This is a genomic window from Paracoccus sediminicola (assembly GCF_027912835.1).
GTDB lineage: Bacteria > Pseudomonadota > Alphaproteobacteria > Rhodobacterales > Rhodobacteraceae > Paracoccus > Paracoccus sediminicola.
Genome location: NZ_CP115768.1, coordinates 1,137,713 through 1,159,771 on the forward strand (window position 1 = coordinate 1,137,713; position 22,059 = coordinate 1,159,771).

Genomic DNA, 22,059 nt, shown 5'->3' on the forward strand with positions numbered 1-22,059 from the left:
CCGCCTCTTATTCTGCCGGAGGTGTATCCTGACGTCTAGCAACTTCCCGCAGCCATTTGCGGTGATGCTTCCAGGCCCAGCCACCGGTGACCCGCCCGCTGGTCATGGCGCGCAGCGTGCCCCGCGTCCAGAAGGCCGCGTAGATATGCACGATGATGATCAGCACCGACAGCACGGCCGACACGGAATGCACCACCACCGCCCAACGCCGCGTCTCGATCGAGACGAGGTTCGGGAAGAATTGCTGCCAGATCATGACGCCCGAGACGACCATCGCCAGCAGCAGCCAGAACATCCCCCAGAACACCACTTTCTGGCCGAAATTATACTTGCCCAGCTCGGGCAGTTTTTCTTCGTTACCGGCAAGGAGTTCGTTGATGTTCTTGGCCCAGGTCAGATCCTCGCGCCGCATCAGGTTCAGCCGCCAGAGCTGGATGAACAGCAGCAGGAAGCTGATACAGGCGACCACGCCGAAAATCGGGTGGATATAGCGCGCCGCCTGCCCGCCCCCGAACAGCGCTGTCAGGAAGAACAGCGAGGGGTGGAACAGGGCAAAGCCCGACAGGATCAGCAGAATGATGAGAATCGCGGTGAACCAGTGATTGATCCGTGTATGCGTGGCATAGCGGCGGATCTCGACCGGTTCGGTCGCCACGATCTTGTCGGTCGATTCCGAATATTCCCGCCGTGCCATCAGATCTGCTCCCTGTCCTGCGGTCCGGGGTCGATCTCGCCATTGGCCATCTCGGCATCGACGAGTTCCGCGGCCTCTTCCTGATCCTCGGCGCTCACCGTGTTGGCCTTGCCGAAGATGGAATGCAGGATCGAGCCCGCCGCGGCCAGACCGATCGCCGCGAGCCCGACCGTCTTGGCCGGCCCCTTCCAGCCCTCGACCAGCGTCGATATCTGCGGATCGGCCGGCAGGTCGGAATAGAGTTCGGGCTTGTCGCCGATGGGCAGCACATAGAAGACATGGGTGCCACCGACGCCCTGCGGATCGTAGATCGAGGCGGTGTCATAGCCGCGCGACTTCAGATCCTCGACGCGGGTCTCGGCATGGGCGATCATGTCGTCCTTGGTGCCGAAGACGATGGCCTGGGTCGGGCAGGCCTTGGCGCAGGCCGGACCCTGCCCCACCGCCACGCGATCCGAACAGAGCGTGCATTTATAGGTCACGTTCTTGGTCGGAGACATGCGCGGGATGTCGAAGGGACAGCCCTGGATGCAATACCCGCAGCCGATGCATTTATCGTGGATGAAGTCAACGATGCCATTGGTGTATTGCACGATCGCACCCGGCGCCGGGCAGGCCTTCAGGCAGCCCGGGTCCTCGCAATGCATGCAGCCATCCTTGCGGATCAGCCATTCCAGGTTGCCGGTGTCGGGGTCCTCCCATTCGTTGAACCGCATAAGCGTGAACATTTCGGAGGTCAGGTCATGCGGGTTGTCATAGGTCCCGTTGCATGTCCCGATCTCGGGATCGGTTTCGTTCCATTCCACGCAGGCCGACTGGCACGCCTTGCAGCCGATGCATTTGGAAATGTCGATCAGCTTGGCGACCTTTTCCATCTGCTGGGTCGGCTCTGGCAGATTTGGCGTGGCCGAGGCCCGCATCACCGCGCCATCGCCGAAATTCGGCGATAGCGGCTCAACGGAGGGGTTCGATACGGCCGTAGTCGGGGCCGGTGCTGTATTGCTCATGCCACGGGCTCCTCTGCGGGTTCGATATTGACCAGGAAGGCCTTGGATTCCGGCGTTTCGATATTCGCGTCACCGATGAACACGGTCAGCGAGTTCGGCCCGAAGCCCTTCTTCGCCACGCCGGTAAAGCCCCAATGCAGCGGAATGCCGACGACATGAACGGGTTTGCCGTCACAGATCAGCGGCTTGATCCGCTTGGTCACCACCGCGACCGCCGTGATCGAGCCGCGCTTGTTCCAGACCCGGACCCGACCGCCCTTGGCGATGCCCTTCTCCTCGGCGAGCTGTTCCGAGATCTCGACGAAGAATTCGGGCTGTAGCGCCGAGTTCACCTTGTTGTGCTTCGTCCAGTAGTGGAAATGCTCGGTCAGCCGGTAAGAGGTGCCGACAAAGGGGAACTCGTCCGATGTGCCCAGATCGGCCACATCGGATTCGAAGACCCGCGCGACGGGGTTCCCGCGCATCTCTGCGTTGAACACATTGGCCATCGGGCTTTCGAAGGGCTCCATATGGGTCGGGAACGGCCCGTCCCGCATCATGCCGCGCGCAAAGAGCCGCGACGTGCCTTCGGGATTCATGATGAACGGACCGACCTCTTCGGGGCGCGATGTCACGCCGATATCGGGCACATCGTTGCCGACCCAGCGTTCTCCGTTCCACTCGATGAGCATCCGCTCCGGATCGTAGGGGCGGCCCTCGATATCGCAAGACGCGCGGTTATAGAGGATCCGCCGGTTTACCGGCCAGGACCAGGTCCAGTTCTGATAGACGCCAAGCCCCGACGGGTCGGAATTGTCCCGCCGCGCCATGTTGTTGCCGTCCTCGTTCCAGCAACCGGAATAGATCCAGCAACCGCACATGGTCGAGCCGTCATCCTTGAGCTGGGTGAAGTTCGTCACCTGTTGCCCCGCGCTCAGCAGCACCTCGGAGGAGTTCTCACCGTCGCTGACATCGCTGAGCGCACGGCCATTGACCTCCATCGCGAGTTCCTGCGCCGAGGGCTCGCCCTCATCCTCGTATTCCCAGCTGAGATTGAGGATCGGGTCGGGGAAAGCACCGCCTTCCTGCCGATAAAGCTCGCGCACCCGCACAAAGATCTGCGCCATGATCCAGGTGTCCAGCTTCGCATCGCCCGGAGGCGTGCAGCCCGGCCAGTGCCATTGCAGCCAGCGCCCGGAATTGGTCAGCGAGCCCTCATCCTCGGCAAAGCAGGTCGAGGGAAGCTGAATCACCTCGGTCTGGATCGAGGCCGGGTCCACGTCGTTATATTCGCCGTGATTTTCCCAGAACCGCGCGGTCTCCGTCTCCAGCGGGTCGATGGTGACCAGCAGTTTCAGCTTGGACAGCGCCGCCGTCAGCTTGCCCCGGTTGGGGAAGGCCAGAAGCGGATTGAAGCCCTGGCAGAAATACAGGTTCACCTGTCCTTCATTCATCAGCTCGAACATGCGCAGCACGTCGTAATTCGGCACATCGAGCTTCGCCAGATAGTGATAGGCCCAGTCGTTCTCGGGCTGCGCGGCATCGCCGAACATCGCCTTCATGAACGAGACCATGAACTTGGAATAGTTCGACCAGTAGCTGGTCTGGTTGGGTCTGAGCGGCTTGAATTCGCGCGTGGACATATAGGTGGCATAGTCCACCTCGGCCTCGGTCGGCATCGACAGATAGCCGGTCAGCAGGTTCGACATCAGCCCCATATCGGTGAGGCCCTGGATGTTCGAATGCCCGCGCAGCGCGTTCATCCCGCCGCCCATCACCCCGATATTGCCGAGGATCAGCTGCAACATCGCCATGCCGCGAATATTCTGGCTGCCCTTGGAATGCTGTGTCCAACCCAGCGCATACATCGAGGTCATGGTCTTGTCGGGCGCCGCCGTCTCGCCGATCATCTCGGCGATATGGAGAAACTTGTCCGCCGGCGTGCCGGTGATCCGTTCGACCATCTCGGGCGTATAGGCATCGACATGGGCGCGCAGAAGCTGCCAGACGCAGCGCGGGTTTTCCAGTGTCGGATCGGTCTGGGCATAGCCATCCTCGCCGATCACGTAATCCCAGCTCGACCGGTCATAGTCGCGCGTCGCCGGGTCATAGCCGGTAAACAGTCCGTCTTCCCAGCCGAATTCATCCTTCACGATGAAGCCCGCATTGGTGAAGTTGCGGACATATTCCCAATGGACCTTATCGTTCTCGATCATCCAGCGGATCATGCCCATCAGCCAGGCAATATCGGTGCCGGGCCGGATCGGGGCATAGTAATCGCTGACCGCCGCCGTGCGGGTAAAGCGGGGATCGACCACGATCAGCTTGGCGCCGCGATGCGCCTTGGCTTCCGTGACCCATTTGAAACCGCAGGGGTGGGCTTCTGCGGCATTCCCGCCCATCACGATCACCAGATCGGTGTTCTTGATGTCGGTCCAGGAGTTGGTCATCGCACCGCGACCGAAGCTTGGGGCCAAACTGGCCACCGTCGGTCCGTGTCAGACGCGCGCCTGGTTATCGAATCCCGCGATCCCCATCGCCTTGATGACCTTGAAGGTCGCCCAGGCGGTTTCGTTCGTCGTGGCGGAGGCTGCCAGGACCCCGGCGGTGGTCCAGCGATTGACGGGCACCCCGTCCTCGTTGAACTGCACGAGGTTTTCGTCGCGGTCGTCCTTCATGGCCCGCGCGATGCGGTCGAGCGCCTCGTCCCAGCTGATCGGCTCGAACTCGGCGCTGCCGGGGCGGCGGATCCTGGGCTCGGTCAGGCGCGTGTCGGATTTCACGAAATCCTTCAGCGCCGCGCCCTTCGGGCAGAGCGTGCCGCGATTCGTCGGATGGTCCACATCGCCTTCGATATGGATCAGCTCAGCCTGGCCCTCACGGGCGTCGCCCTCGGAATACATGATGATGCCGCAGGCAACCGAGCAATACGGGCAGGTGTTGCGGGTCTCGGTCAGCGTCGCCAGGCGGAACGGCTTGATATGCGCAAGTTCCTGAGCCTCAGCCTCGCCGAAGCCCATAGACCCCAGCGACGTCGCCACCACACCCGCGCCTGCCAGTTTCAGAAAACTGCGCCGCGAGAGGTCGATATTCATGGTCACCTCCCATTTGCCTACCCGAAGTTTGGTAAAGACAGGTTCCGACGCGCCCGGTAAAATGTCAATGGAGATGACATCTGTCCGTCCCCCGCGCGACGCCGGATGCGGCATCCGGTCGCGCCGCATGGCAGGCGATGCAGGGCTGGCGGTGGGGCGCGCGGTTTGTGCTGTGGCCGCTTCGCCACGCTGCGGCGCTGTATCGGCGCGCGCGGAACCTTTTCGCTGCTGCTCAGATCCCCGAAACCAGGGCCGTCATGGCATGATAGATGTCGGGCTTGCCGGGGAACAGCGTCTCGACCGGCGCGCTGTTGCCGTCGATCTCGGCGAAGAAACCGCCGCGCTCGTGGTCGAGATGATGGCGGTCGAGATGCTGCCAGAAACGATGCGCATCGGTCTGGTAGCGTTGCTCGCCCGTCAGCTGGTGCAGCGTATTGGCCGCCGCCACCGCCTCGGCCACGGGCCACCACAGGCGGCGCCGGTTGTCGATGCCGTCCTGCCAGTCGAGCGTATAGGCAAAGCCGCCCTCGGGCAGCCACGCCGTACGCAGGGCGCGGTCATACAGCGCCCGCGCCGCCCCGACCGTCCAGTCATCCCGCGCCGCCGCGCTGCCAGCCTCGCGCAGTTCTAGGATCAGCCGCGCCCATTCAATCGCATGGCCCGGCGTTGTGCCGGGCGGGCGGAACATCGGGTCGCCGGCGAAATTCCGGTCGATCCTCCAATCCGGGGTGAAATGCTCGGGCACGACCCAGCCTTGGGCGCGCGCGTGACGGTCGATCATGAAGCCGGAAATCGACCGCGCCATCTCCAGATCCGCCGTGTCACCCCAGGCCCGATAGGCCGCGATGAGCGCCTCGGTGAGATGCATATTGGCGTTGCCGCCGCGATAATCCGGCGCGCCGGTCCAGTCCTCTTCGAACATGTCCGACACCGCGCCGGGAGGGTCCTCCCAGAACCGGCCACGCAGCACCGTCATCACCGTTTCGCGCAGTCGCGACGTATCGGGATGGCCGCTCTGCGCCGCCGAAGCCGCGGCCAGCAAAACGAAAGCGTGACCATAAGCCTGCTTGCGGCGATCAACCGGACCGGCATCATCGACGCTCCACCAGAACCCGCCATGCACCAGATCGAGATGACCCTCGAAAAGAAATCGGATCCCGTGATCCATGATCCGCTCTGCCCCGGCAAAACCGAGCCGCGCACCCTGCGCATAGGCGTGGATCATCCGCGTCGTCTCGTGCAGCTCGCGGGTGGTGTCGGGCAAGGGCGTGCCATCCGTTGCCAGCTTGTAGAAACCGCCTGCCGGGTTCAGCGCAGGGGCATGAAATTCCAGCAGGCGCATCGCCTGTGCGCGGCACCATTCGGTTCCGTATCCGGTCATACGCGCCTCCAGCATCGTTGTTGTCCGATGGGTTGCCTGTCTGTCACGAACAGTCAATATGTGCGGCGGATCATCAGGGGGCTCCGCTCATGAGATTGCTTGCCGCGCTTGCGACGCTGCTTGTCGCTGCGGTCCCGGCGGCGGCGGCGCAGATCACCGTATTTGCAGCCGCGTCGCTGAAGGACGCGCTCGATGAGGTCGCCGTGGCCTATGAGACCGAGACCGGCGATGAGATCGCGATTTCCTATGCCGGGTCCGGGCTTCTGGCCCGACAGATCGTCGCGGGCGCGCCGGCCGAGATCTTCATCTCGGCCCATCCTGGCTGGATGGATGCCGTCGAAGGGGCCGGGCTGAGCACGGCCGGGAGGCGACGCGATGTGCTGGGCAACCGGCTGGCGCTGATCGCCCATGACCGAGTGGCGCCGGTCGAGATCGGCGCGGATCTGGATCTCGCCGCCCTTATCGGCGCCGAAAAGCTGGCGATGGGTCTGCTGGAGGCGGTTCCGGCGGGCCAGTACGGCAAGGCGGCGCTCGACCGTCTCGGGCTGTGGGATACGGTCGCACCGCAGGTGGTGCAGGCCGATAATGTGCGCGCCGCACTCGCGCTCGTGGCCCGGGGCGAGGCCGGTTTCGGGATCGTCTATGCCAGCGACGCCAAGGCCGAAGCGGGCGTTCATCTGGCCGGGACATTCCCCGAGGACAGCCACCCGCCGATCACCTATCCCGCCGCGCTGCTCGACGGCGCTTCGGATGCAGCGGCAGGGTTCTTCGCGGCGCTTTCGGAAGATGAAGCGGACGCGATCTTTGCCGCGCACGGGTTCGCGCCGCTTGACTGAGCGCGGGGCATAATGGCGGGCTGGCTCGCCCCTGAGGAATGGCAGGCGGTGGCGCTCTCGCTGCGGGTGGCCTTCTGGGCGGTGACGCTCAGCCTGCCGCTGGGGATCCTCGTCGCCTATGCGCTGTCGCGCTGGCGCTTTCCGGGTCGGCAGGTGCTGAACATGGCGGTGCATCTGCCGCTGATCCTGCCACCGGTCGTCACCGGCTATCTGCTGCTGATCGCCTTCGGGCGGCAGGGCGTCCTGGGCGCTCCGCTGGCCGAGTGGTTCGGCGTCAGCTTCGCCTTTCGCTGGACCGGGGCGGCTCTGGCGGCAGCGGTGATGGCCTTTCCGCTGATGGTGCGCACGATCCGCCTGTCCATCGACGCGGTGGACCCGAAGCTGGAACAGGCCGCCGCCACTCTGGGCGCGCGCGCGCTGCCCGTCTTTGCCACCGTCACCCTGCCCCTGATCCTGCCCGGCATCCTTGCAGGCAGCATCGTCGCCTTCGCCAAGGCCATCGGCGAGTTCGGCGCGACGATCACCTTTGTGTCGAACATTCCCGGCCAGACCCAGACGCTGCCTACCGCGATCTATGCGCAATTGCAGGTTCCGGGCGGAGAGGCGCAGGCGGTCCGGCTGGTGCTGGTGTCGCTGTCCATCGCGCTGTTGGCGCTGATCGCTGCGGAATGGGCCGGGCGCGCCGTGGCAAGACGGATTTCGGGCCGATGAATCTCTCGGTCGATATCCGCCACCGCTTCGACGGTCTGACGCTGGAGGCAGCGTTTCAGGCACGATCGGGCGTCACGGCGCTGTTCGGCCGTTCCGGCGCGGGCAAGACGACGCTGGTCAACGCGGTGGCCGGGCTGATGCGCCCGGATGCCGGAGTTATCCGTCTTGGCACCGATATATTGACCGATACGGCGCGCGGGATCTTCGTGCCGCCGGCGATGCGCCGGATTGGCTATGTGTTTCAGGATTCCCGGCTGTTCCCGCATCTGAGCGTCCGCGGCAATCTCGGTTATGGCCGCCGCTTCGCCCCGCGCGCGGACCGCCCCGATGACCGGCGCGTCACAGAGATCGTCGATCTGCTGGGGATCGGCGCATTTCTGGACCGGCGTCCCGGCGCGCTGTCGGGCGGAGAGCGGCAGCGCGTGGCGCTTGGCCGCGCGATCCTGTCCGGTCCGCGGCTGCTGCTGATGGACGAACCGCTCGCCGCGCTCGACGAGGCGCGCAAGGCCGAAATCCTGCCCTATCTCGAAGCGCTGCGCGACTTGGGACTTCCGATCCTTTATGTCAGCCACAATGTCGCCGAGATTTCCCGTCTCGCCGACCGGGTCGTGATGCTGGATCAGGGTCGCGTCACCGCCGATGGCACGGTGGCCGAACTGCTGTCGGACCCGGCGAGCGGCGCCGCATTGGGGCGCGAGACCGGGGCGCTGATCCCGGCGCGGGTCGCCGCGCAAGAGCCGGACGGGCTGGCTCGGCTGGAAGGCCCGGCGGGGCCGATATGGGTGGCGCGACCTGATCTGAAGCCGGGCGCCCCGGTCCGGGTCCGGGTTCTGGCGCAAGAGGTGATGCTCGCGACCGAAAAGCCGCATCGGATCTCGGCGCTGAACCTGTTCGAGGGCCATGTGGCGCGGATCGAAACCGATGGGCCCGGCGGTGTTCTGGTTCAGGTCCGGCTGGCCGAGAACACCGCGATCCTGTCGCGGATCACGCCGCGCTCGCTGCGCGCGCTCGGGCTGGAACCGGGCTGCCGCGTCTATGCGATCCTCAAGACCGTATCCATTGCCGAGGTGGCGCGCGGCTGAATGCGCCGCCGCGCCGATCAGGCGTTGAAGAGGAAATGCAGGACGTCGCCGTCCTTGACCTCGTAGCCCTTGCCTTCGACCCGCAGCTTGCCCGCCTCGCGCGCGCCCGCTTCGCCATTGCCGGCGACATAGTCGTCATAGGCGATGGTCTCGGCCCGGATGAAACCGCGCTCGAAATCGCCGTGGATCACCCCCGCCGCTGCCGGGGCAAGCGTGCCCTGCCGGATTGTCCAGGCGCGGGCTTCCTTGGGGCCGACGGTGAAATATGTCTGCAGCCCAAGCAGCTCGTATCCGGCGCGGATCAGCCGGTCCAGCCCGGCCTCTTCCAGCCCCATCTCGCCAAGGAACATCTCGGCTTCCTCGGCGTCGAGCTGGCTGATCTCTTCCTCGATCCTGGCCGAGATCACGACATGGCCCGCGCCCTGCTCTTCGGCCATCTTCGCGACCTGTGCCGAATAGTCATTGCCGGTCGCAGCCTCGTCCTCAGCCACGTTGCAGACATAGAGCACCGGCTTCGCGGTCAGCAATTGCAGCATGGTCCACGCCTTGCGGTCATCCTCGGCGATCTCGACCGTGCGTGCCGGTCGGCCTGCCTCCAGCGCCTCTTTCGCCGCGTTCATCAGCCGCGCATCTTCCTTGGCCTGCTTGTCGCCCGCATTGATTTTCCGCGCGAGATTGGCCAGCCGCTTTTCGAGGCTTTCCAGATCGGCGATCATCAACTCGGTCTCGATGGTCTCGGCGTCGGCGAGCGGGTCCACGCGGCCCTCGACATGGGTGACGTCACCGTCCTCGAAGCAGCGCAGCACATGGGCGATGGCGTCCACCTCGCGGATATTGGCAAGAAACTGGTTGCCCAGACCCTCGCCCTTGCTGGCCCCTTTCACGAGGCCCGCAATATCGACGAACGTGATCCGGGTCGGGATGGTCTGCTTGGATTTGGCAATGCCTGCCAACCTGTCGAGCCGCTGATCCGGCACCGCCACCTCGCCCACATTGGGTTCGATGGTGCAGAAAGGAAAATTTGCCGCCTGCGCGGCTGCGGTGCGCGTGAGCGCGTTGAACAGCGTGGACTTGCCGACATTCGGCAGCCCGACGATCCCCATGCGAAAACCCATGTCTCGATCCCGTGCGGTGGTTTCGGTCTGGCCGGGTCTTTACGCGCCGCGAGGGCCGAGGTCCAGCCACCGGCTGCGCGCAGCGTTCAGGGCCGGACCGCCGCCGCCACCCGCACCGGGATCGACTTCGCCGCAGGAGTCCCGGTCATGCGGTCATGATGCTCGAACGGCATTAACGGGTTCAGCTCGGGGAAATATCCGGCGACCGAGCCGCGCGGCAGCGGATAGGCAATGGCGCTCAGCCCTGCGACGCGCCGAGACCGGTTGTCGGCGCTGATCGTCTCGACCGCCACAGAGGCGCCCTTGGCGATGCCCCGCTCTGCCATGTCCTCGGCATTCATGAACAGCACCATTCGGTCGCCCCGGACCCCGCGATACCTGTCGTTATGGCTGTAGATGGTCGTATTGAACTGGTCATGCGAGCGCAGAGTCGCCAGCCTCAGCATGCCTTCTTCGGCGACCGGCTCATCGGTATCGAGCCCGGCAAAGACAAGAAAATTCGCCCGCCCTGTCTCGGTGTTCCATTCCCGGCGGCGCGGCGGCACATCCAGATGAAACCCTTCCGGCGCCCTGATCCGGCTGCGGAAATCCTTGAAGAGTCCCGGATAGACATCCGCGATCCGGTCGCGGATCAGGTCGTAATCCTCGATGAACTCGGCCCAGGGCAGCTTGCTGTCGGGCAGCGTCGCCATGGCCATGCGGCAAACGATCTCGACCTCGGGCAGCAGATCCGGGGCCGCCGGTTCCAGCGGGCCGCGCGAGGCCGTGACATTGCACATCGCATCCTCGATCGTGACGAATTGCTCACCCTTGACGGTGCGGATGATTTCGGATCGCGGCACCACCGGCAGGATCAGCGCGTCGGAGCCATGCACGAGATGCCCGCGATTCAGCTTGGTGGCAATGCCAACGGTCAGATCCATGCCGCGCATCGCCGCTTCGGCGCGGGGCGTGTCGGGCACCGCGCGGATGAAGTTGCCGCCCATGCCGATGAAGACCCGTGCCTCGCCGGATTCCATCGCATAGAGGCATTCAAGCACGTTGTGGCCATGCGCGCGCGGCGGCGAAAAGCCGAACACCTGCTCGACCCGATCCAGATAGGTCTCGGTCGGCTTCTCGTCGATTCCGACGGTGCGATCGCCCTGCACGTTGGAGTGACCGCGAATGGGCACGATCCCCGCACCCCGCTTGCCGAAATTGCCGCGCAGCAGCAGCAGATTGGCCAGTTGTTGCAACAGCTCGGCACTGTTCTGATGCTGGGTCAGCCCCATGCCGTAGCAGAACATCGAGGCTTCCGAGGCGGCATAGATCCGGGCCAGCGCGCGGATCTGATCTTCCGCGATGCCCGAAGCGGCGACGATCTTGGCCCAGTCCTGCGCCAGAATGTCGTCCCTCAGCGCCTCGATCCCGTGGGTGTGCGCGGTGATGAAATCGTGATCCAGCACCGCCTCGCCCGCCGCATCGGCTTCGAACAGCGCCCGCATGATGCCCTTCAGCAGGGCCAGATCGCCGCCGACCTTCACATGAACGAACTCCGTCGCGATGTCGGTCGCCTGAAACGTCGCCATATGTGCGGGGTTCTGCGGATCGGCGAACCGCATCAACGCGCGTTCCGGCAGCGGATTGACCGCCACCACCGGCACACCCCTTTTGCGCGCCTCGACCAGATTGGCCATCATGCGGGGCGAGTTGGTCCCGGTATTCTGCCCGAAGATAAAGATCGCCTTCGTGTGATCGAAATCTTCCATCACCACCGTGCCCTTGCCGATCCCGATCGAGGCGGGCAGGCCCCGGCTGGTCGGCTCGTGGCACATATTGGCGCAGTCGGGGAAGTTATTGGTCCCGAATTCGCGCACGAAGATCGAGAACAGGAATGCCGCCTCGTTCGGGGTCCGGCCCGACGTATAGAACTCTGCCCGGTTCGGATCGTCGAGCGCGTTCAGATGACGGGCGATCAACGCAAAGGCGTCATCCCATGACACCGGCACATAATGATCGCTCGCCTTGTCATAGCGCATCGGCTCGGTCAGCCGCCCCTGCATCTCCAGCCAGTAATCGCTCTGCGCGGAGAGTTCGGAGACGCTGTGCTGCGCGAAAAAGTCGCGGGTGATGCGATGCCGCGTCGCCTCGTGAGCCAGCGCCTTGACGCCGTTCTCGCAGAATTCCAGCTTCTTGCGATGCGCCGGGTCGGGAAAAGCGCAGCTCGGACATTTGAACCCGCCGGGCTGGTTCATCTCCAGAAGGGCGCGCGAACCTTTTCTGACAACGCTCTGTTCAATCAGCACTTTCGCCGTTGCGGCGGCGGCGCCCCAGCCACCGGCGGGGCTTTTATAGGGCTTGTGCGGTGTGTCGTCTTGCATGGCGCGCGGCTTTCATCGGTTTGAACCAGCTAAGCATATGTGGCGTTGTCTGACCAGCACCGCAGCGCCACGTGGCAAGGAGCACGGCATGAGCTGGAATCCCACCCTGACACCCGGCAATCCCGACGAAATCGGGCTCGACGCCATCGAGACGGTGATCGTGCCCCGTGCCCGCGATCTTGGCGGCTTCGAGGTCAAGCGCGCCCTGCCCGCTCCGCAGCGGCAGATGGTGGGGCCGTTCATCTTCTTCGATCAGGCCGGCCCGGCAGAGTTCCTGACCGGCGAAGGCATCGACGTGCGCCCGCATCCGCATATCGGGCTGGGGACTGTGACCTATCTTTATCAGGGCGATTTCCACCATCGTGACAGTATCGGCACCGATCAGGTGATCCTGCCGGGCGCGGTGAACTGGATGGTCGCGGGTAAGGGTGTGACCCATTCCGAACGCACCTCTGCCCAGGCGCGGCGCGGGCCGCATAGCCTGTTCGGCATTCAGACCTGGATCGCCCTGCCAGAAGAGCGCGAAGAGATGGAGCCGATCTTCGAACATCACGGCAAGACCGAACTGCCGCATTTCGAGGCTGAGGGGATCGAGGCGCGGCTGATCCTCGGCCACGCCTACGGCGCGCAAGCCCCGGCGACGTTATATTCGGACACATTCTATCTCGATGTGACGCTCGCCCCCGGGGCGCGCTTCCCCCTGCCGGACGATCACGAGGATCGCGGCATCTATGTCACGCAAGGCTCGATCACGGTTGCGGGGGACGAATTCGAGGCGGGAAGGATGATGATTTTCCGCCCCGGCGACCGCATCACCGTCGCCGCCGGCCCGCAAGGCGCGCGGCTGATGGCGCTTGGCGGGGCGACGATGAACGGCCCGCGCTATATCTGGTGGAATTTCGTCGCCTCGAGCCGCGACAAGATCCGCCACGCCCGCGAGGAATGGCGCGCAGCGAATTGGGGCGAAGGCCAGTTCGATCTGCCGGTGGACGACAAGCAGGAATATGTCCCCGCGCCAGAGGTGATACGCGGCAGTGGCGCGGCCCAGAAACGAGACTGAGCGCCGCGCGAAATTTTTTTGGCTTAACCCCTTAATTTGAAAGGAAACGCCCGGAAAAAATCCGGGCGCATCGCTTCGTTCAGCTCAGCGCCAGCCGAGCGCAGGCGCGACATGGCGCAGGATACTGTCGAGCACATGCACGTTATATTCGACGCCCAGCATGTTCGGCACCGTCAAAAGCAGCGTGTCGGCCTCTGCGATGCCCTCATCCGCAAGTAGCTGCTCGATCAGCTTGTCAGGCTCGTCGGCATAGCCGCGCCCGAAGATCGAGCGGGTCCGGTCGATGATCCCGACCTGATCCTGCTCTTTCCCGCCGCGTCCGAAATACATCCGGTCTTCGGGCGTCATCAGCGCAAAGATCGACCGGCTCACCGAAACGCGCGGCTCGCGCTCATGCCCCGCCGCCTTCCACGCCTCGCGATAGGCGCGGATCTGATTGGCTTGCTGAATATGGAACGGCTCGCCCGTCTCGTCGGTTTTGAGCGTCGAGCTTTGCAGGTTCATCCCCATCTCAGCGGCCCAACGTGCCGTGGCGTCCGAGGCCGCGCCCCACCAGATCCGCTCGCGGAGACCCGGCGCATGCGGTTCCAGGCGCAGCAATCCGGGCGGGTTCGGGAACATCGGCTGCGGGTTGGGCTGTGCGAAGCCTTCGCCTTCGAGCTGTTTCAGGAACACCGCCGCATGACGGCGGGCCATCGCGGCGTGATCTTCATCTTCGCGCGGCTGATAGCCGAAATAGCGCCAGCCATCGATCACCTGCTCTGGCGAGCCCCGGCTGATCCCCAGCTGCAACCGCCCGCCCGAGATCAGATCCGCCGCGCCGGCATCCTCGACCATATAGAGCGGATTTTCATAGCGCATGTCGATCACGCCCGTGCCGATCTCGATCGACGAGGTCCGCGCCCCGACCGCCGCCAGAAGCGGGAATGGCGAGGCGAGCTGACGGGCAAAATGATGGACGCGGTAATAGGCCCCGTCGATGCCAAGCTTCTCGGCCTCGACGGCCAGCTCGATCGACTGGGTGAGCACGTCCGAGGCGGTCTTGACCTGAGAGCCGCGCTCTGGCGACCAGTGGCCAAAGGACAGAAAACCAATCTTCTTCATAAGCTTGCTCCGAATATCTGACCGACCTGTTCCGGCCCTGTTGCGCAGGATGTAGTCACTGCGCCCCTCTCGCTTCAAGCCGCGCATGGCAGGGCTGCGCCCGCGCCAGGGCGGTTGCCGTCGATGATGCGGATCAAGGGATGGTCGGGGCGATAGGATTCGAACCTACGACCTACGGTACCCAAAACCGTCGCGCTACCAGGCTGCGCCACGCCCCGACGCAAGAGGTTCTAGCGCCAGATGCGGCGGGGGGAAAGCCCTATTGGCACGGCGCGGCGGCAAGATCCGGATCGAGCCGCGGATGCGCCATCGCCATACCGATTTTCAGCCCCAGACGCGCGGCATCGCCGCCATCCACCTCCAGCACCATCAGCCGCTCGGGGTCGGGGTCGTCGGGCGTGGCGCCGGGAATCGGGGTCAGATCACGCGGCTGCGCGTTTTCGTGGATATGCCGGATCGTGCCGGTCTCATCCATGAAGATCATATCCAGCGGTATCAGCGTGTTCTTCATCCAGAACGACGCCTCACGCGGGGATTCATAGATGAACAACATGCCCGAGTCGGGGGCCAGCTCTTCTCGGTTCATCAGGCCCTGCGCACGCTCGCCAGGGTCATCGGCGATCTCGACCGCGACGCTCACATCGGCGTCGGGAAAGATGGCCTGCCCCGGATCGCATTGCGGCGCCGCCCAAAGCGGCAGCGGCAACACCGCCAGCATAAGCGACGCGAGCTGGCGGGCATTCATGGCCATCAGCCTTTGTCTTCCATCTCTGCCTCGTCTTCGGCGGCGCTGCTGCCCTTCTCCCAGGGTGCGATCTGCGCCGCCATCAAGCCGCGCCTTCCGTCGACGACCCGCAAGGCGACGGCCTCGCCCACGCCGAGATCGGAAAGACCCGAGTGCCGCAGCACCTCGCAATGCAGAAAGACATCGCCCGACTGACCGAAGATATTGGCGAAACCGAAGCCCTTCGATTTGTCAAACCATTTGACCCGAGCCGGAAGGAAAGGCAGCTCGGCGAGCTTTTCGGGCGGTGTATCGGCCAGGTCGCTGATCGGCGGCCCGCCATCGCCTTCCGGCGGCTCGATTGACACAATCTTCACTGCCTGCAGCCCGCGCGCGGTGTGCTGGACAAGCGCGGTGATCCGCGCCCTGTCAGCCACCGAACCCTGTCCGAAATTCCGCAGGACATTGGTGTGCAGCAGAATGTCCGGCCCGACCTCATCGCTGATGATGAAGCCGAATCCGCGTGCAGGATCGAACCACTTTATCGACCCGCTGACCTCGGTAACCAAACTGTCGTCTGCTATCGTCATACCACTGCTTTAAGTTTGCCCCGACGCGAACCCCGGCGGCACACCCAGAGTCACTCTACCACCGAAATTGTCACATAACTAATCCGCGTAGTCCCCATTAACATAGATTACTTGACGCTACGTAAAGACGCTTTCAGCCCATACATTTCAATCATATACGCTTTTACATCTTTCTACGGAGACAATCGCTCCACTTTCCAAGTGGTTTGCCCAGCCTTAGGCGAGTCGGCTGAGGATGCCGTTTTGGTCCAACGGAAGCGATCATGCAAGCGAAACGCGCCGTCACCCCAGAACTCGATTTCTAGAGGCGAGATCCGGAACCCTCCCCAGAATTGCGGTCGCGCTGGGTTGGTGCCTTGGCGGGTCTCCTGGGCCCGAACCTCACGCAGCAGCGCGTCCCGCGATTCGATTGGCTGGCTCTGCCGTGATGCCCAGGCCCCGATGCGGCTCTCAAGCGCCCGGCTCGCAAAGTAGTCATCAGCTTGTTCACCCTCTTCACGGGTCACCGTGCCACGCACCCGGATCTGGCGGCGCAGCGATTTCCAGTGCATCACGAAGGCAGCCTTCCCGGTCGCCGCGATCTGGCGCGATTTGCTGCTGCCGTAATTCGTATAAAACAGGAAAGCGCCGTCGCCATTGCCATGCGACTCGATTTCCTTCAGCAGCACCATGCGGGCATCTGGCATCCCGTTTTCATCCACCGTCGCCAGCGCGATGGCGCTCGGATCGTTGGGTTCCGAGGCCTCGGCCTCGCTCAGCCATTGCCGTGCGATCCCGAACGGATCGTCGCCGGCGAATATCCCCTCGCGCGCGCTCATGCTTGATGCCCCTCACTCTTTGGCCTAATCCTGCCAAAAAGGTAAGACGGAGAGGGGCATGTCAAGCAGCGAAGGCCAAGGGCTGATGTCGGGGCGGCGCGGACTCATCATGGGTCTGGCCAACGACAAGTCGATTGCCTGGGGAATCGCCAAGGCGCTCTCCGATCAGGGGGCAGAGATCGCGCTCTCGTATCAGGGCGAGGCGATGAAGAAGCGGGCCGAGCCGCTGGCCCGCGAATTGGGCAGCACTCAGCTTTTCGATTGCGATGTCACCGACGAGGAAACGGTCGCCCGGATGTTCGAGGCGCTGGCGCAGGAATGGGGCAAGCTCGACTTTCTCGTCCACGCCATCGGCTATTCGGACAAGAGCCAGCTTCGCGGACGCTACGCCGAAACAACGCGCGACAACTTCCTGAAAACGATGGATGTTTCTGTCTATTCCTTCACCATGGCCGCACGTCACGCGGCAGCGCTGATGGAGGCAGGCGGGAGCATGGTCACATTGACTTATTATGGCGCCGAACGTGTCATGCCGCATTACAATGTCATGGGCGTTGCCAAGTCCGCGCTCGAGGCATCGGTCCGTTATCTCGCCGAGGATTTCGGCAAGGACGGCATCCGCGTCAACGCGATCAGTGCCGGGCCGATCAAGACGCTCGCCGCATCCGGGATCGGGGATTTCCGCTATATCCTGAAATGGAACGAGTTGAACTCGCCGTTGCGGCGGAATGTCACACAGGACGAGGTCGGCGGCTCCGCGCTGTATCTGCTGTCCGATCTGGGCAGCGGCGTCACCGGCGAGACGCATCACGTCGATGCAGGCTATCATCTGGTCGGCATGAAAGCCGTCGATGCGCCGGATATCGACGTGGTGTCGGGGCGCAAGGACGGCTGATCTGGACGGGCTGCAACCCTATCTGGCGCTGATCGGGCTGATAACGGTCGCATTGCTGTCGCCGGGACCGGCCATCGTCGCCGCGATCCAGACCTCTTTTTCGCGCGGGCGGGATATCGCCCTGCCCTTCGGGCTGGGGCTTGCGCTCGGCGCCTCGCTCTGGTGCCTCTTTGCGCTGGCCGGGCTGGCGCTGATCTTCGAGACGCATCCGCAGATCTATCACGGCGTGAAGATCCTCGGCGGCATCTATATCGGCTGGATCGCCTTCCAGCTTTGGCGCAGCGCGCCCGATCCGCTGCCGGAGGCCGCCGAGAAGCGCTTCGGGCGCGGATTCATGGGCGGGGTGCTGCTGAATCTCGCCAATCCCAAGCCGGCGCTGTTCTATGCCACGCTCATCCTGCAACTTTTCCCCGGTGAACTGACCCTGCCCCGCCAGGCCTCGATTTACGCAACGGCACTCTCGACCGAGCTGTTCTGGTACGCGGTGGTGACGATTGGCATGTCGACAGCGGGGCCGCGGCGGCGCTATTTTGGCGCGAAATTCTGGATCGACCGGACTGCGGCGCTGACGCTGTTCGTGCTGGCCGCGCTGCTGATCTTCAAGAACTGAGAGGGACCATGACCGATAAAGACCGCCTCCCGCATGAAAAGGGATTCCATGTCAGCTGGGATCAGCTGCACCGAGACGCCCGCGCACTTGCCTGGCGGCTTGACGGCACGGACTGGCGCGCAGTGGTGGCGGTGACACGCGGCGGCATGGTCCCGGCGATGATTGTCGCGCGTGAGCTGGATATCCGCACCATCGACACGATCTCTGTCAAATCCTATCGCGGTGTGGCGGCCTCGGCGGGTCAGGGCGATCTACAGGTGCTGAAGGAACCGGATGCCGGGCTGATGAAGGATGGCGAGGACATTCTCGTCGTCGACGATCTGGTGGATTCGGGCCGCACGCTCGAACTGATCCGCGATATGTATCCCAAGGCGCATTTCGCCACCGTCTATGCCAAGCCCAAGGGCAAGCCGATGGTGCAGAGCTATGTGACCGAAGTCAGTCAGGACACATGGATCTTTTTCCCGTGGGACATGGCGCTGCAATATGTGCGGCCCTATCGCGGCGACGACTGAGCATTCGGCTGAACGGGCGTCAAACCTGGATGGCTTCGGCGGAAATCCGCCGCTCAATAATTTGTCAAGCCCGGAACCAAAACTGCCCGGTGCGGATTGTCTGCGTGATGCGGGCGCCGGCTCGGTGCTCGTCAAAACGCTTGAGGAGATAATCACATGCGTAAGATTCTTTTGACCACTGCTCTGGTGCTGCCGCTGTCCGGTTTCGCCATCGCTCAGGAAGCCGATAATGCTGCTGAAGAGGCGGTCGAAAACACGGCGCAGGCGACGGAAAACGCCGCTGAAGCCACCGCCGACGCTGCCGGTGACGCTGCCGACGCGGCCAGCGACGCTGCCGGTAACGCTGCTGATGCGGCCAGCGATGCTGCGGGTGATGCGGCTGACGCGGCAGGCGACGCGGCTGATGCGGCGGGTGAAGCTGCTGACGACGCCGCCGACGCGACCGAAAACGCCGCCGAAGACGCGGCTGCATCGGCCGATAATGCGGCGGATGAGGCCGCCGACGCCGCGGACGCAGCCGGCGACGAGGCTGCCGACGCTATGGACGCCGAGACGACCGAGGCCGATGCCGCTGAAACGGAAACCATGGAAGCTGAAACCATGGAAGCCGACACCATGGAGGCCGACGCCGAAGCCGTTGACGCGGAAGCTGCTGCCGAAGACGCTGAAGAGGCCGCTCTGGAAGCCGAAATGGCGAATAGCGACAAGATCGCTCGCGAGCAGTCGATGAACGAGCTGCGCGTTGACTGGATCACCGGCGCTTCGGTGACGTCGCCCGATGGCGACAGCATCGGCGATGTGAACGACCTGATCCTCGACACCGAAAATGGCTCCATGATCGCTGCGATCATCGGCGTTGGCGGTTTCCTCGGGATCGGTGAAAAGCAGATTGCCGTGCCGTGGGATCAGCTGACCGTCAATTATGACGCGGAAGAGATCACCACCGAGCTGACGCAGGAAGAGGCCGAAGCCGCGCCGGAATACGTGTTCCGCGAGCGTGAGGCGGCCCCTGCCCCGGCACCGGCCGCAGGTGACGCTGGTATGGAAGGCGACGCCGCCATGGAGACCGCACCGGAAGCCGATGCGGCCATGGAAGCCGAGACGGAAACCGAAGCGGAAACCACCCAGTAACCGCTGCGATGATCCGAATGCGAAAGGGCGGCCCCTGGGCCGCCCTTTTTGCGTTGCGTCTTGGTTGCCGTGCGGCTCAGAACTCCAGGCGCTGCCCGTCATAGGATTCGAAACAGCCCGTATCCGACAGACTCAGCGCGTCGAAACGCTGCACCAGACCCGCCACAGATTCCGAGACCGAGATATCCGCCGCCTGGCTGCCCATCTCGGTGCGGACCCAGCCGGGGTGATAAATCCCGACCGCGATGCCGCAGCCTTCCAGTTCGCGCGCCAGGTTTCGCCCCAGATTCAGCGCCGCTGCCTTCGAGGCCCGATAGGCAAGGCTCCCACCTGGCGCCCGCGAATCCGAAGCCATCATCGAGGACAGGATCGCGATCCGTCCCTTGGCCGCGCGCAAGGCGGGCAGCAGCGCCTCGATGGTCAGGAACACGCCGGTCGCATTCACCGCAAAGCTCTGCTGGAAGATCTGGGCATCATAGCCGCCTTCCAGCGGTGCGCCCTTGTCCAGATAGACCCCCGAATTGCAGATAAGCAGGTCGAGACCGTCAGCCCCGACAGCGTCGCGAAGCGCGGCGACCGATTCCGGCTGGGTCACATCGCAGCGCAACAACCCGTCCCCGCCGCCCCTGCTGGTGCCGATCACCTCATCGCCCCGTTTCTCGAAGGCCGCTTTCAGACCCGCGCCAATGCCGCGATTGGCACCCGTGATGAGAATGCGCATCCCCTGCCTCCTTCCGTGATTTCGGTCATGGCCAGGCCATCCCGCGCAGGGTTACAGACTGCGGAAGAAACGCAGCGCCTGCAATCCGTGATGCGGGACTACCGGGGGCGTGCCGTCAGCCATTGCCACGCACGAAGCGCGCGGCCTCTTCGGCGGCACGTTGCAGCGCGCGGGCCTTGTTGACGGTTTCCTGAAATTCGGCCTCGGGATCGCTGTCATAGACGACGCCGCCGCCCGACTGGATGTAAAGCTGCCGGTCCTTGATGACGCCGGTGCGCAGCGCGATGCACATATCCATCTCGCCATTCGCGGCGAAATACCCGACCGCGCCCCCATAGACGCCGCGCTTTTCAGGCTCCAGCTCGTCGATGATCTGCATGGCACGGACCTTTGGCGCGCCGGAAACCGTCCCCGCGGGCAATCCGGCCAGCAATGCCGACAGCGCATCCTCGCCCTCGCGCAGCTCTCCGACGACGTTCGAGACGATATGCATGACATGGCTATAGCGCTCGATCACGAATTTCTCGGTCGGGCGCACCGTGCCGATCTTGGCCACGCGCCCGACATCGTTGCGGCCCAGATCGAGCAGCATCAGATGTTCTGCCAGCTCTTTCTGGTCCCCCAGCAGATCGGCCTCGAGCGCGCGGTCCTCGGCCTCGTTCCCGCCGCGCGGACGGGTGCCCGCGATGGGCCGGATGGTGACCTCGCCGTCGCGCAGCCGCACGAGGATCTCGGGGCTGGCACCGACGATCTGGAAGCCGCCTTCTTCGGGTTCGAGATTGAGGAAGAACATGAAGGGCGACGGGTTCGTGCGCCGCAGGCTGCGATACAGCGAAAACGGCGGCAGCGGGAACTCCATCGCCCAACGCTGCGCCGGCACGACCTGGAAGATGTCGCCGGCGCGGATATAGTCCTTTGCCTTTTCGACCGCCTGCTTGTAGCCCTCATGGGTGAAATTCGAACGCGGCGCGCCGATGTCGTGGCTGCGGCCCATCTCGCGAGGCTCATGCGGCATCCGGTCAAGGCTGCGCAGCGCCTCGGCCAGCCGTTCTGCCGCCTGGGCATAGGCGGCGCGGGCATTGATCGCGCTGTCGTGCCAGACCGGCGCGCAAAGAGTGACCTCGCCCTTCACCCCGTCCAGCACCGCCACGACCGAAGGCCGCAAAAGCATCGCATCCGGCACGTTGAGCGGGTCCGGGTTCACATCCGGCAGATGTTCGACCAGCCGGATCATGTCATAGCCGAGATAGCCGAACAGCCCCGCCGCCGCGGCAGGCACATCATCCGGCATCTCGATCCGGCTTTCCGCGATCAGCGCGCGCAGGCTATCCAGAGCGGGGCGATCGTCATCGGCAAACCTATCGGAATAGCGTGCCTCGCGATTGATCCGGGCCTGTCCGGCGCGGCATTCCCAGATCAGATCGGGCCGCATCCCGACGATGGAATAGCGTCCCCGGACCTCGCCGCCGGTCACGCTTTCCAGCACGAAACTGTTCGGCGCCGCCTCGGCGAGTTTCAGCATCAGGCTGACAGGCGTGTCCAGATCAGCGGCGAGCCGCATCGTCAGAAGCTGGTTGCGGCCCTCGTCCCAGCCCGGGCGAAACGCCTCGAAATCCGGAGAAATGCGCATC

The 22,059-nt window shown here is 64.1% G+C and carries 21 protein-coding genes and 1 tRNA gene; 8 read left to right on the plus strand and 14 right to left on the minus strand.

Annotation, left to right across the window (positions count from 1 at the left end; genetic code table 11):
* Nucleotides 1-7 precede the first annotated feature (7 nt).
* From PAF18_RS05605 to PAF18_RS05620, 5 genes are all read right to left on the minus strand, one after another.
* Nucleotides 8-694, minus strand: coding sequence for a formate dehydrogenase subunit gamma (locus PAF18_RS05605; RefSeq protein WP_271117624.1), 687 nt, complete (start codon nt 692-694; stop codon nt 8-10).
* A complete protein-coding gene (gene fdxH, locus PAF18_RS05610) occupies nt 694-1,701 on the minus strand; it encodes a formate dehydrogenase subunit beta (protein ID WP_271117625.1) in 1,008 nt (335 codons plus the stop codon). Before fdxH ends, PAF18_RS05605 begins: the two co-directional genes overlap by 1 nt.
* Nucleotides 1,698-4,166 (minus strand): formate dehydrogenase-N subunit alpha, encoded by a 2,469-nt coding sequence (fdnG, locus tag PAF18_RS05615; protein ID WP_491899798.1) that lies wholly within the window; start codon nt 4,164-4,166, stop codon nt 1,698-1,700. Before fdnG ends, fdxH begins: the two co-directional genes overlap by 4 nt.
* A 12-nt stretch (nt 4,167-4,178) precedes the next feature.
* Nucleotides 4,179-4,775, minus strand: coding sequence for a molybdopterin-dependent oxidoreductase (locus tag PAF18_RS17580; protein ID WP_491899799.1), 597 nt, complete (start codon nt 4,773-4,775; stop codon nt 4,179-4,181).
* Nucleotides 4,776-5,007: 232 nt separating this feature from the next.
* On the minus strand, nt 5,008-6,156 hold the full coding sequence (locus PAF18_RS05620) for an AGE family epimerase/isomerase (RefSeq protein ID WP_271117627.1): 1,149 nt from the start codon (nt 6,154-6,156) through the stop codon (nt 5,008-5,010).
* Between the two features lie 89 nt (nt 6,157-6,245).
* Here PAF18_RS05620 and modA point away from each other — a divergent pair, with 89 nt between their 5' ends.
* Genes modA through modC form a run of 3 tightly spaced genes read left to right on the plus strand, consistent with a single transcriptional unit; the run spans nt 6,246 to nt 8,785 of the window.
* Nucleotides 6,246-6,992 (plus strand): molybdate ABC transporter substrate-binding protein, encoded by a 747-nt coding sequence (gene modA, locus PAF18_RS05625; protein WP_271117628.1) that lies wholly within the window; start codon nt 6,246-6,248, stop codon nt 6,990-6,992.
* A 12-nt stretch (nt 6,993-7,004) separates the two neighbouring features.
* Nucleotides 7,005-7,703 (plus strand): molybdate ABC transporter permease subunit, encoded by a 699-nt coding sequence (gene modB, locus PAF18_RS05630; protein WP_271117629.1) that lies wholly within the window; start codon nt 7,005-7,007, stop codon nt 7,701-7,703.
* Entirely contained in the window at nt 7,700-8,785 is a 1,086-nt protein-coding gene (gene modC, locus PAF18_RS05635; protein ID WP_271118066.1) for a molybdenum ABC transporter ATP-binding protein, read from the plus strand. Before modB ends, modC begins: the two co-directional genes overlap by 4 nt.
* A 17-nt stretch (nt 8,786-8,802) precedes the next feature.
* On the opposite strand, the gene ychF is transcribed toward modC, so the two are convergent.
* A complete protein-coding gene (gene ychF / locus PAF18_RS05640) occupies nt 8,803-9,900 on the minus strand; it encodes a redox-regulated ATPase YchF (RefSeq protein ID WP_271117630.1) in 1,098 nt (365 codons plus the stop codon).
* An 86-nt stretch (nt 9,901-9,986) separates the two neighbouring features.
* The gene (locus PAF18_RS05645) at nt 9,987-12,260 is read right to left on the minus strand and encodes an FdhF/YdeP family oxidoreductase (protein WP_271117631.1); all 2,274 of its coding nucleotides are present in this window, start codon (nt 12,258-12,260) and stop codon (nt 9,987-9,989) included.
* Between the two features lie 88 nt (nt 12,261-12,348).
* On the opposite strand from PAF18_RS05645, the gene PAF18_RS05650 reads away from it, so the two are divergent.
* Nucleotides 12,349-13,320, plus strand: a complete 972-nt coding sequence (locus PAF18_RS05650) for a pirin family protein (RefSeq protein ID WP_271117632.1) — start codon at nt 12,349-12,351, stop codon at nt 13,318-13,320.
* Nucleotides 13,321-13,404: 84 nt separating this feature from the next.
* On the opposite strand, the gene PAF18_RS05655 is transcribed toward PAF18_RS05650, so the two are convergent.
* The 5 genes from PAF18_RS05655 to pdxH form a co-directional block, all read right to left on the minus strand.
* Nucleotides 13,405-14,424, minus strand: coding sequence for an LLM class flavin-dependent oxidoreductase (locus PAF18_RS05655; RefSeq protein WP_271117633.1), 1,020 nt, complete (start codon nt 14,422-14,424; stop codon nt 13,405-13,407).
* 141 nt (nt 14,425-14,565) lie between these two features.
* Nucleotides 14,566-14,642, minus strand: a tRNA-Pro gene (locus tag PAF18_RS05660).
* Between the two features lie 41 nt (nt 14,643-14,683).
* Complete coding sequence (locus PAF18_RS05665) at nt 14,684-15,175, minus strand: DUF192 domain-containing protein (protein ID WP_271117634.1); 492 nt, start codon at nt 15,173-15,175, stop codon at nt 14,684-14,686.
* Nucleotides 15,175-15,738, minus strand: a complete 564-nt coding sequence (locus PAF18_RS05670) for a cold-shock protein (RefSeq protein ID WP_271117635.1) — start codon at nt 15,736-15,738, stop codon at nt 15,175-15,177. Before PAF18_RS05670 ends, PAF18_RS05665 begins: the two co-directional genes overlap by 1 nt.
* Before the next feature lie 173 nt (nt 15,739-15,911).
* Nucleotides 15,912-16,556: a pyridoxamine 5'-phosphate oxidase gene (gene pdxH, locus PAF18_RS05675; RefSeq protein WP_271117636.1), complete on the minus strand. Its 645-nt coding sequence runs from the start codon at nt 16,554-16,556 to the stop codon at nt 15,912-15,914.
* A 58-nt stretch (nt 16,557-16,614) separates the two neighbouring features.
* On the opposite strand from pdxH, the gene fabI reads away from it, so the two are divergent.
* The 4 genes from fabI (at nt 16,615) to PAF18_RS05695 (ending at nt 19,707) form a co-directional block, all read left to right on the plus strand.
* The gene (gene fabI / locus PAF18_RS05680) at nt 16,615-17,451 is read left to right on the plus strand and encodes an enoyl-ACP reductase FabI (protein ID WP_271117637.1); all 837 of its coding nucleotides are present in this window, start codon (nt 16,615-16,617) and stop codon (nt 17,449-17,451) included.
* Nucleotides 17,408-18,061 (plus strand): LysE family translocator, encoded by a 654-nt coding sequence (locus PAF18_RS05685; RefSeq protein ID WP_271117638.1) that lies wholly within the window; start codon nt 17,408-17,410, stop codon nt 18,059-18,061. Before fabI ends, PAF18_RS05685 begins: the two co-directional genes overlap by 44 nt.
* 8 nt (nt 18,062-18,069) lie before the next feature.
* Nucleotides 18,070-18,576: a xanthine phosphoribosyltransferase gene (gene gpt / locus PAF18_RS05690; RefSeq protein WP_271117639.1), complete on the plus strand. Its 507-nt coding sequence runs from the start codon at nt 18,070-18,072 to the stop codon at nt 18,574-18,576.
* A gap of 156 nt (nt 18,577-18,732) precedes the next feature.
* Complete coding sequence (locus PAF18_RS05695; protein WP_271117640.1) at nt 18,733-19,707, plus strand: PRC-barrel domain-containing protein; 975 nt, start codon at nt 18,733-18,735, stop codon at nt 19,705-19,707.
* A 76-nt stretch (nt 19,708-19,783) separates the two neighbouring features.
* Here the strand turns inward: PAF18_RS05695 and PAF18_RS05700 are convergent, their stop codons facing one another.
* Both PAF18_RS05700 and trpE read right to left on the minus strand, forming a co-directional pair.
* A complete protein-coding gene (locus PAF18_RS05700; protein WP_271117641.1) occupies nt 19,784-20,428 on the minus strand; it encodes an SDR family NAD(P)-dependent oxidoreductase in 645 nt (214 codons plus the stop codon).
* A gap of 115 nt (nt 20,429-20,543) precedes the next feature.
* Nucleotides 20,544-22,058, minus strand: a complete 1,515-nt coding sequence (trpE, locus tag PAF18_RS05705; protein WP_271117642.1) for an anthranilate synthase component I — start codon at nt 22,056-22,058, stop codon at nt 20,544-20,546.
* Nucleotide 22,059 lies beyond the last annotated feature (1 nt).

Coding starts and splice junctions, on each gene's coding strand:
- PAF18_RS05605 (WP_271117624.1), bottom strand. CDS start 694: ATGGCACGGCGGGAATATTCGGAATCGACCGACAAGATCGTGGCGACC.
- fdxH (WP_271117625.1), bottom strand. CDS start 1,701: ATGAGCAATACAGCACCGGCCCCGACTACGGCCGTATCGAACCCCTCC.
- PAF18_RS17580 (WP_491899799.1), bottom strand. CDS start 4,775: ATGAATATCGACCTCTCGCGGCGCAGTTTTCTGAAACTGGCAGGCGCG.
- PAF18_RS05620 (WP_271117627.1), bottom strand. CDS start 6,156: ATGACCGGATACGGAACCGAATGGTGCCGCGCACAGGCGATGCGCCTG.
- modA (WP_271117628.1), top strand. CDS start 6,246: ATGAGATTGCTTGCCGCGCTTGCGACGCTGCTTGTCGCTGCGGTCCCG.
- modB (WP_271117629.1), top strand. CDS start 7,005: ATGGCGGGCTGGCTCGCCCCTGAGGAATGGCAGGCGGTGGCGCTCTCG.
- modC (WP_271118066.1), top strand. CDS start 7,700: ATGAATCTCTCGGTCGATATCCGCCACCGCTTCGACGGTCTGACGCTG.
- ychF (WP_271117630.1), bottom strand. CDS start 9,900: ATGGGTTTTCGCATGGGGATCGTCGGGCTGCCGAATGTCGGCAAGTCC.
- PAF18_RS05645 (WP_271117631.1), bottom strand. CDS start 12,260: ATGCAAGACGACACACCGCACAAGCCCTATAAAAGCCCCGCCGGTGGC.
- PAF18_RS05650 (WP_271117632.1), top strand. CDS start 12,349: ATGAGCTGGAATCCCACCCTGACACCCGGCAATCCCGACGAAATCGGG.
- PAF18_RS05655 (WP_271117633.1), bottom strand. CDS start 14,424: ATGAAGAAGATTGGTTTTCTGTCCTTTGGCCACTGGTCGCCAGAGCGC.
- PAF18_RS05665 (WP_271117634.1), bottom strand. CDS start 15,175: ATGGCCATGAATGCCCGCCAGCTCGCGTCGCTTATGCTGGCGGTGTTG.
- PAF18_RS05670 (WP_271117635.1), bottom strand. CDS start 15,738: ATGACGATAGCAGACGACAGTTTGGTTACCGAGGTCAGCGGGTCGATA.
- pdxH (WP_271117636.1), bottom strand. CDS start 16,556: ATGAGCGCGCGCGAGGGGATATTCGCCGGCGACGATCCGTTCGGGATC.
- fabI (WP_271117637.1), top strand. CDS start 16,615: ATGTCAAGCAGCGAAGGCCAAGGGCTGATGTCGGGGCGGCGCGGACTC.
- PAF18_RS05685 (WP_271117638.1), top strand. CDS start 17,408: ATGCGCCGGATATCGACGTGGTGTCGGGGCGCAAGGACGGCTGATCTG.
- gpt (WP_271117639.1), top strand. CDS start 18,070: ATGACCGATAAAGACCGCCTCCCGCATGAAAAGGGATTCCATGTCAGC.
- PAF18_RS05695 (WP_271117640.1), top strand. CDS start 18,733: ATGCGTAAGATTCTTTTGACCACTGCTCTGGTGCTGCCGCTGTCCGGT.
- PAF18_RS05700 (WP_271117641.1), bottom strand. CDS start 20,428: ATGCGCATTCTCATCACGGGTGCCAATCGCGGCATTGGCGCGGGTCTG.
- trpE (WP_271117642.1), bottom strand. CDS start 22,058: ATGCGCATTTCTCCGGATTTCGAGGCGTTTCGCCCGGGCTGGGACGAG.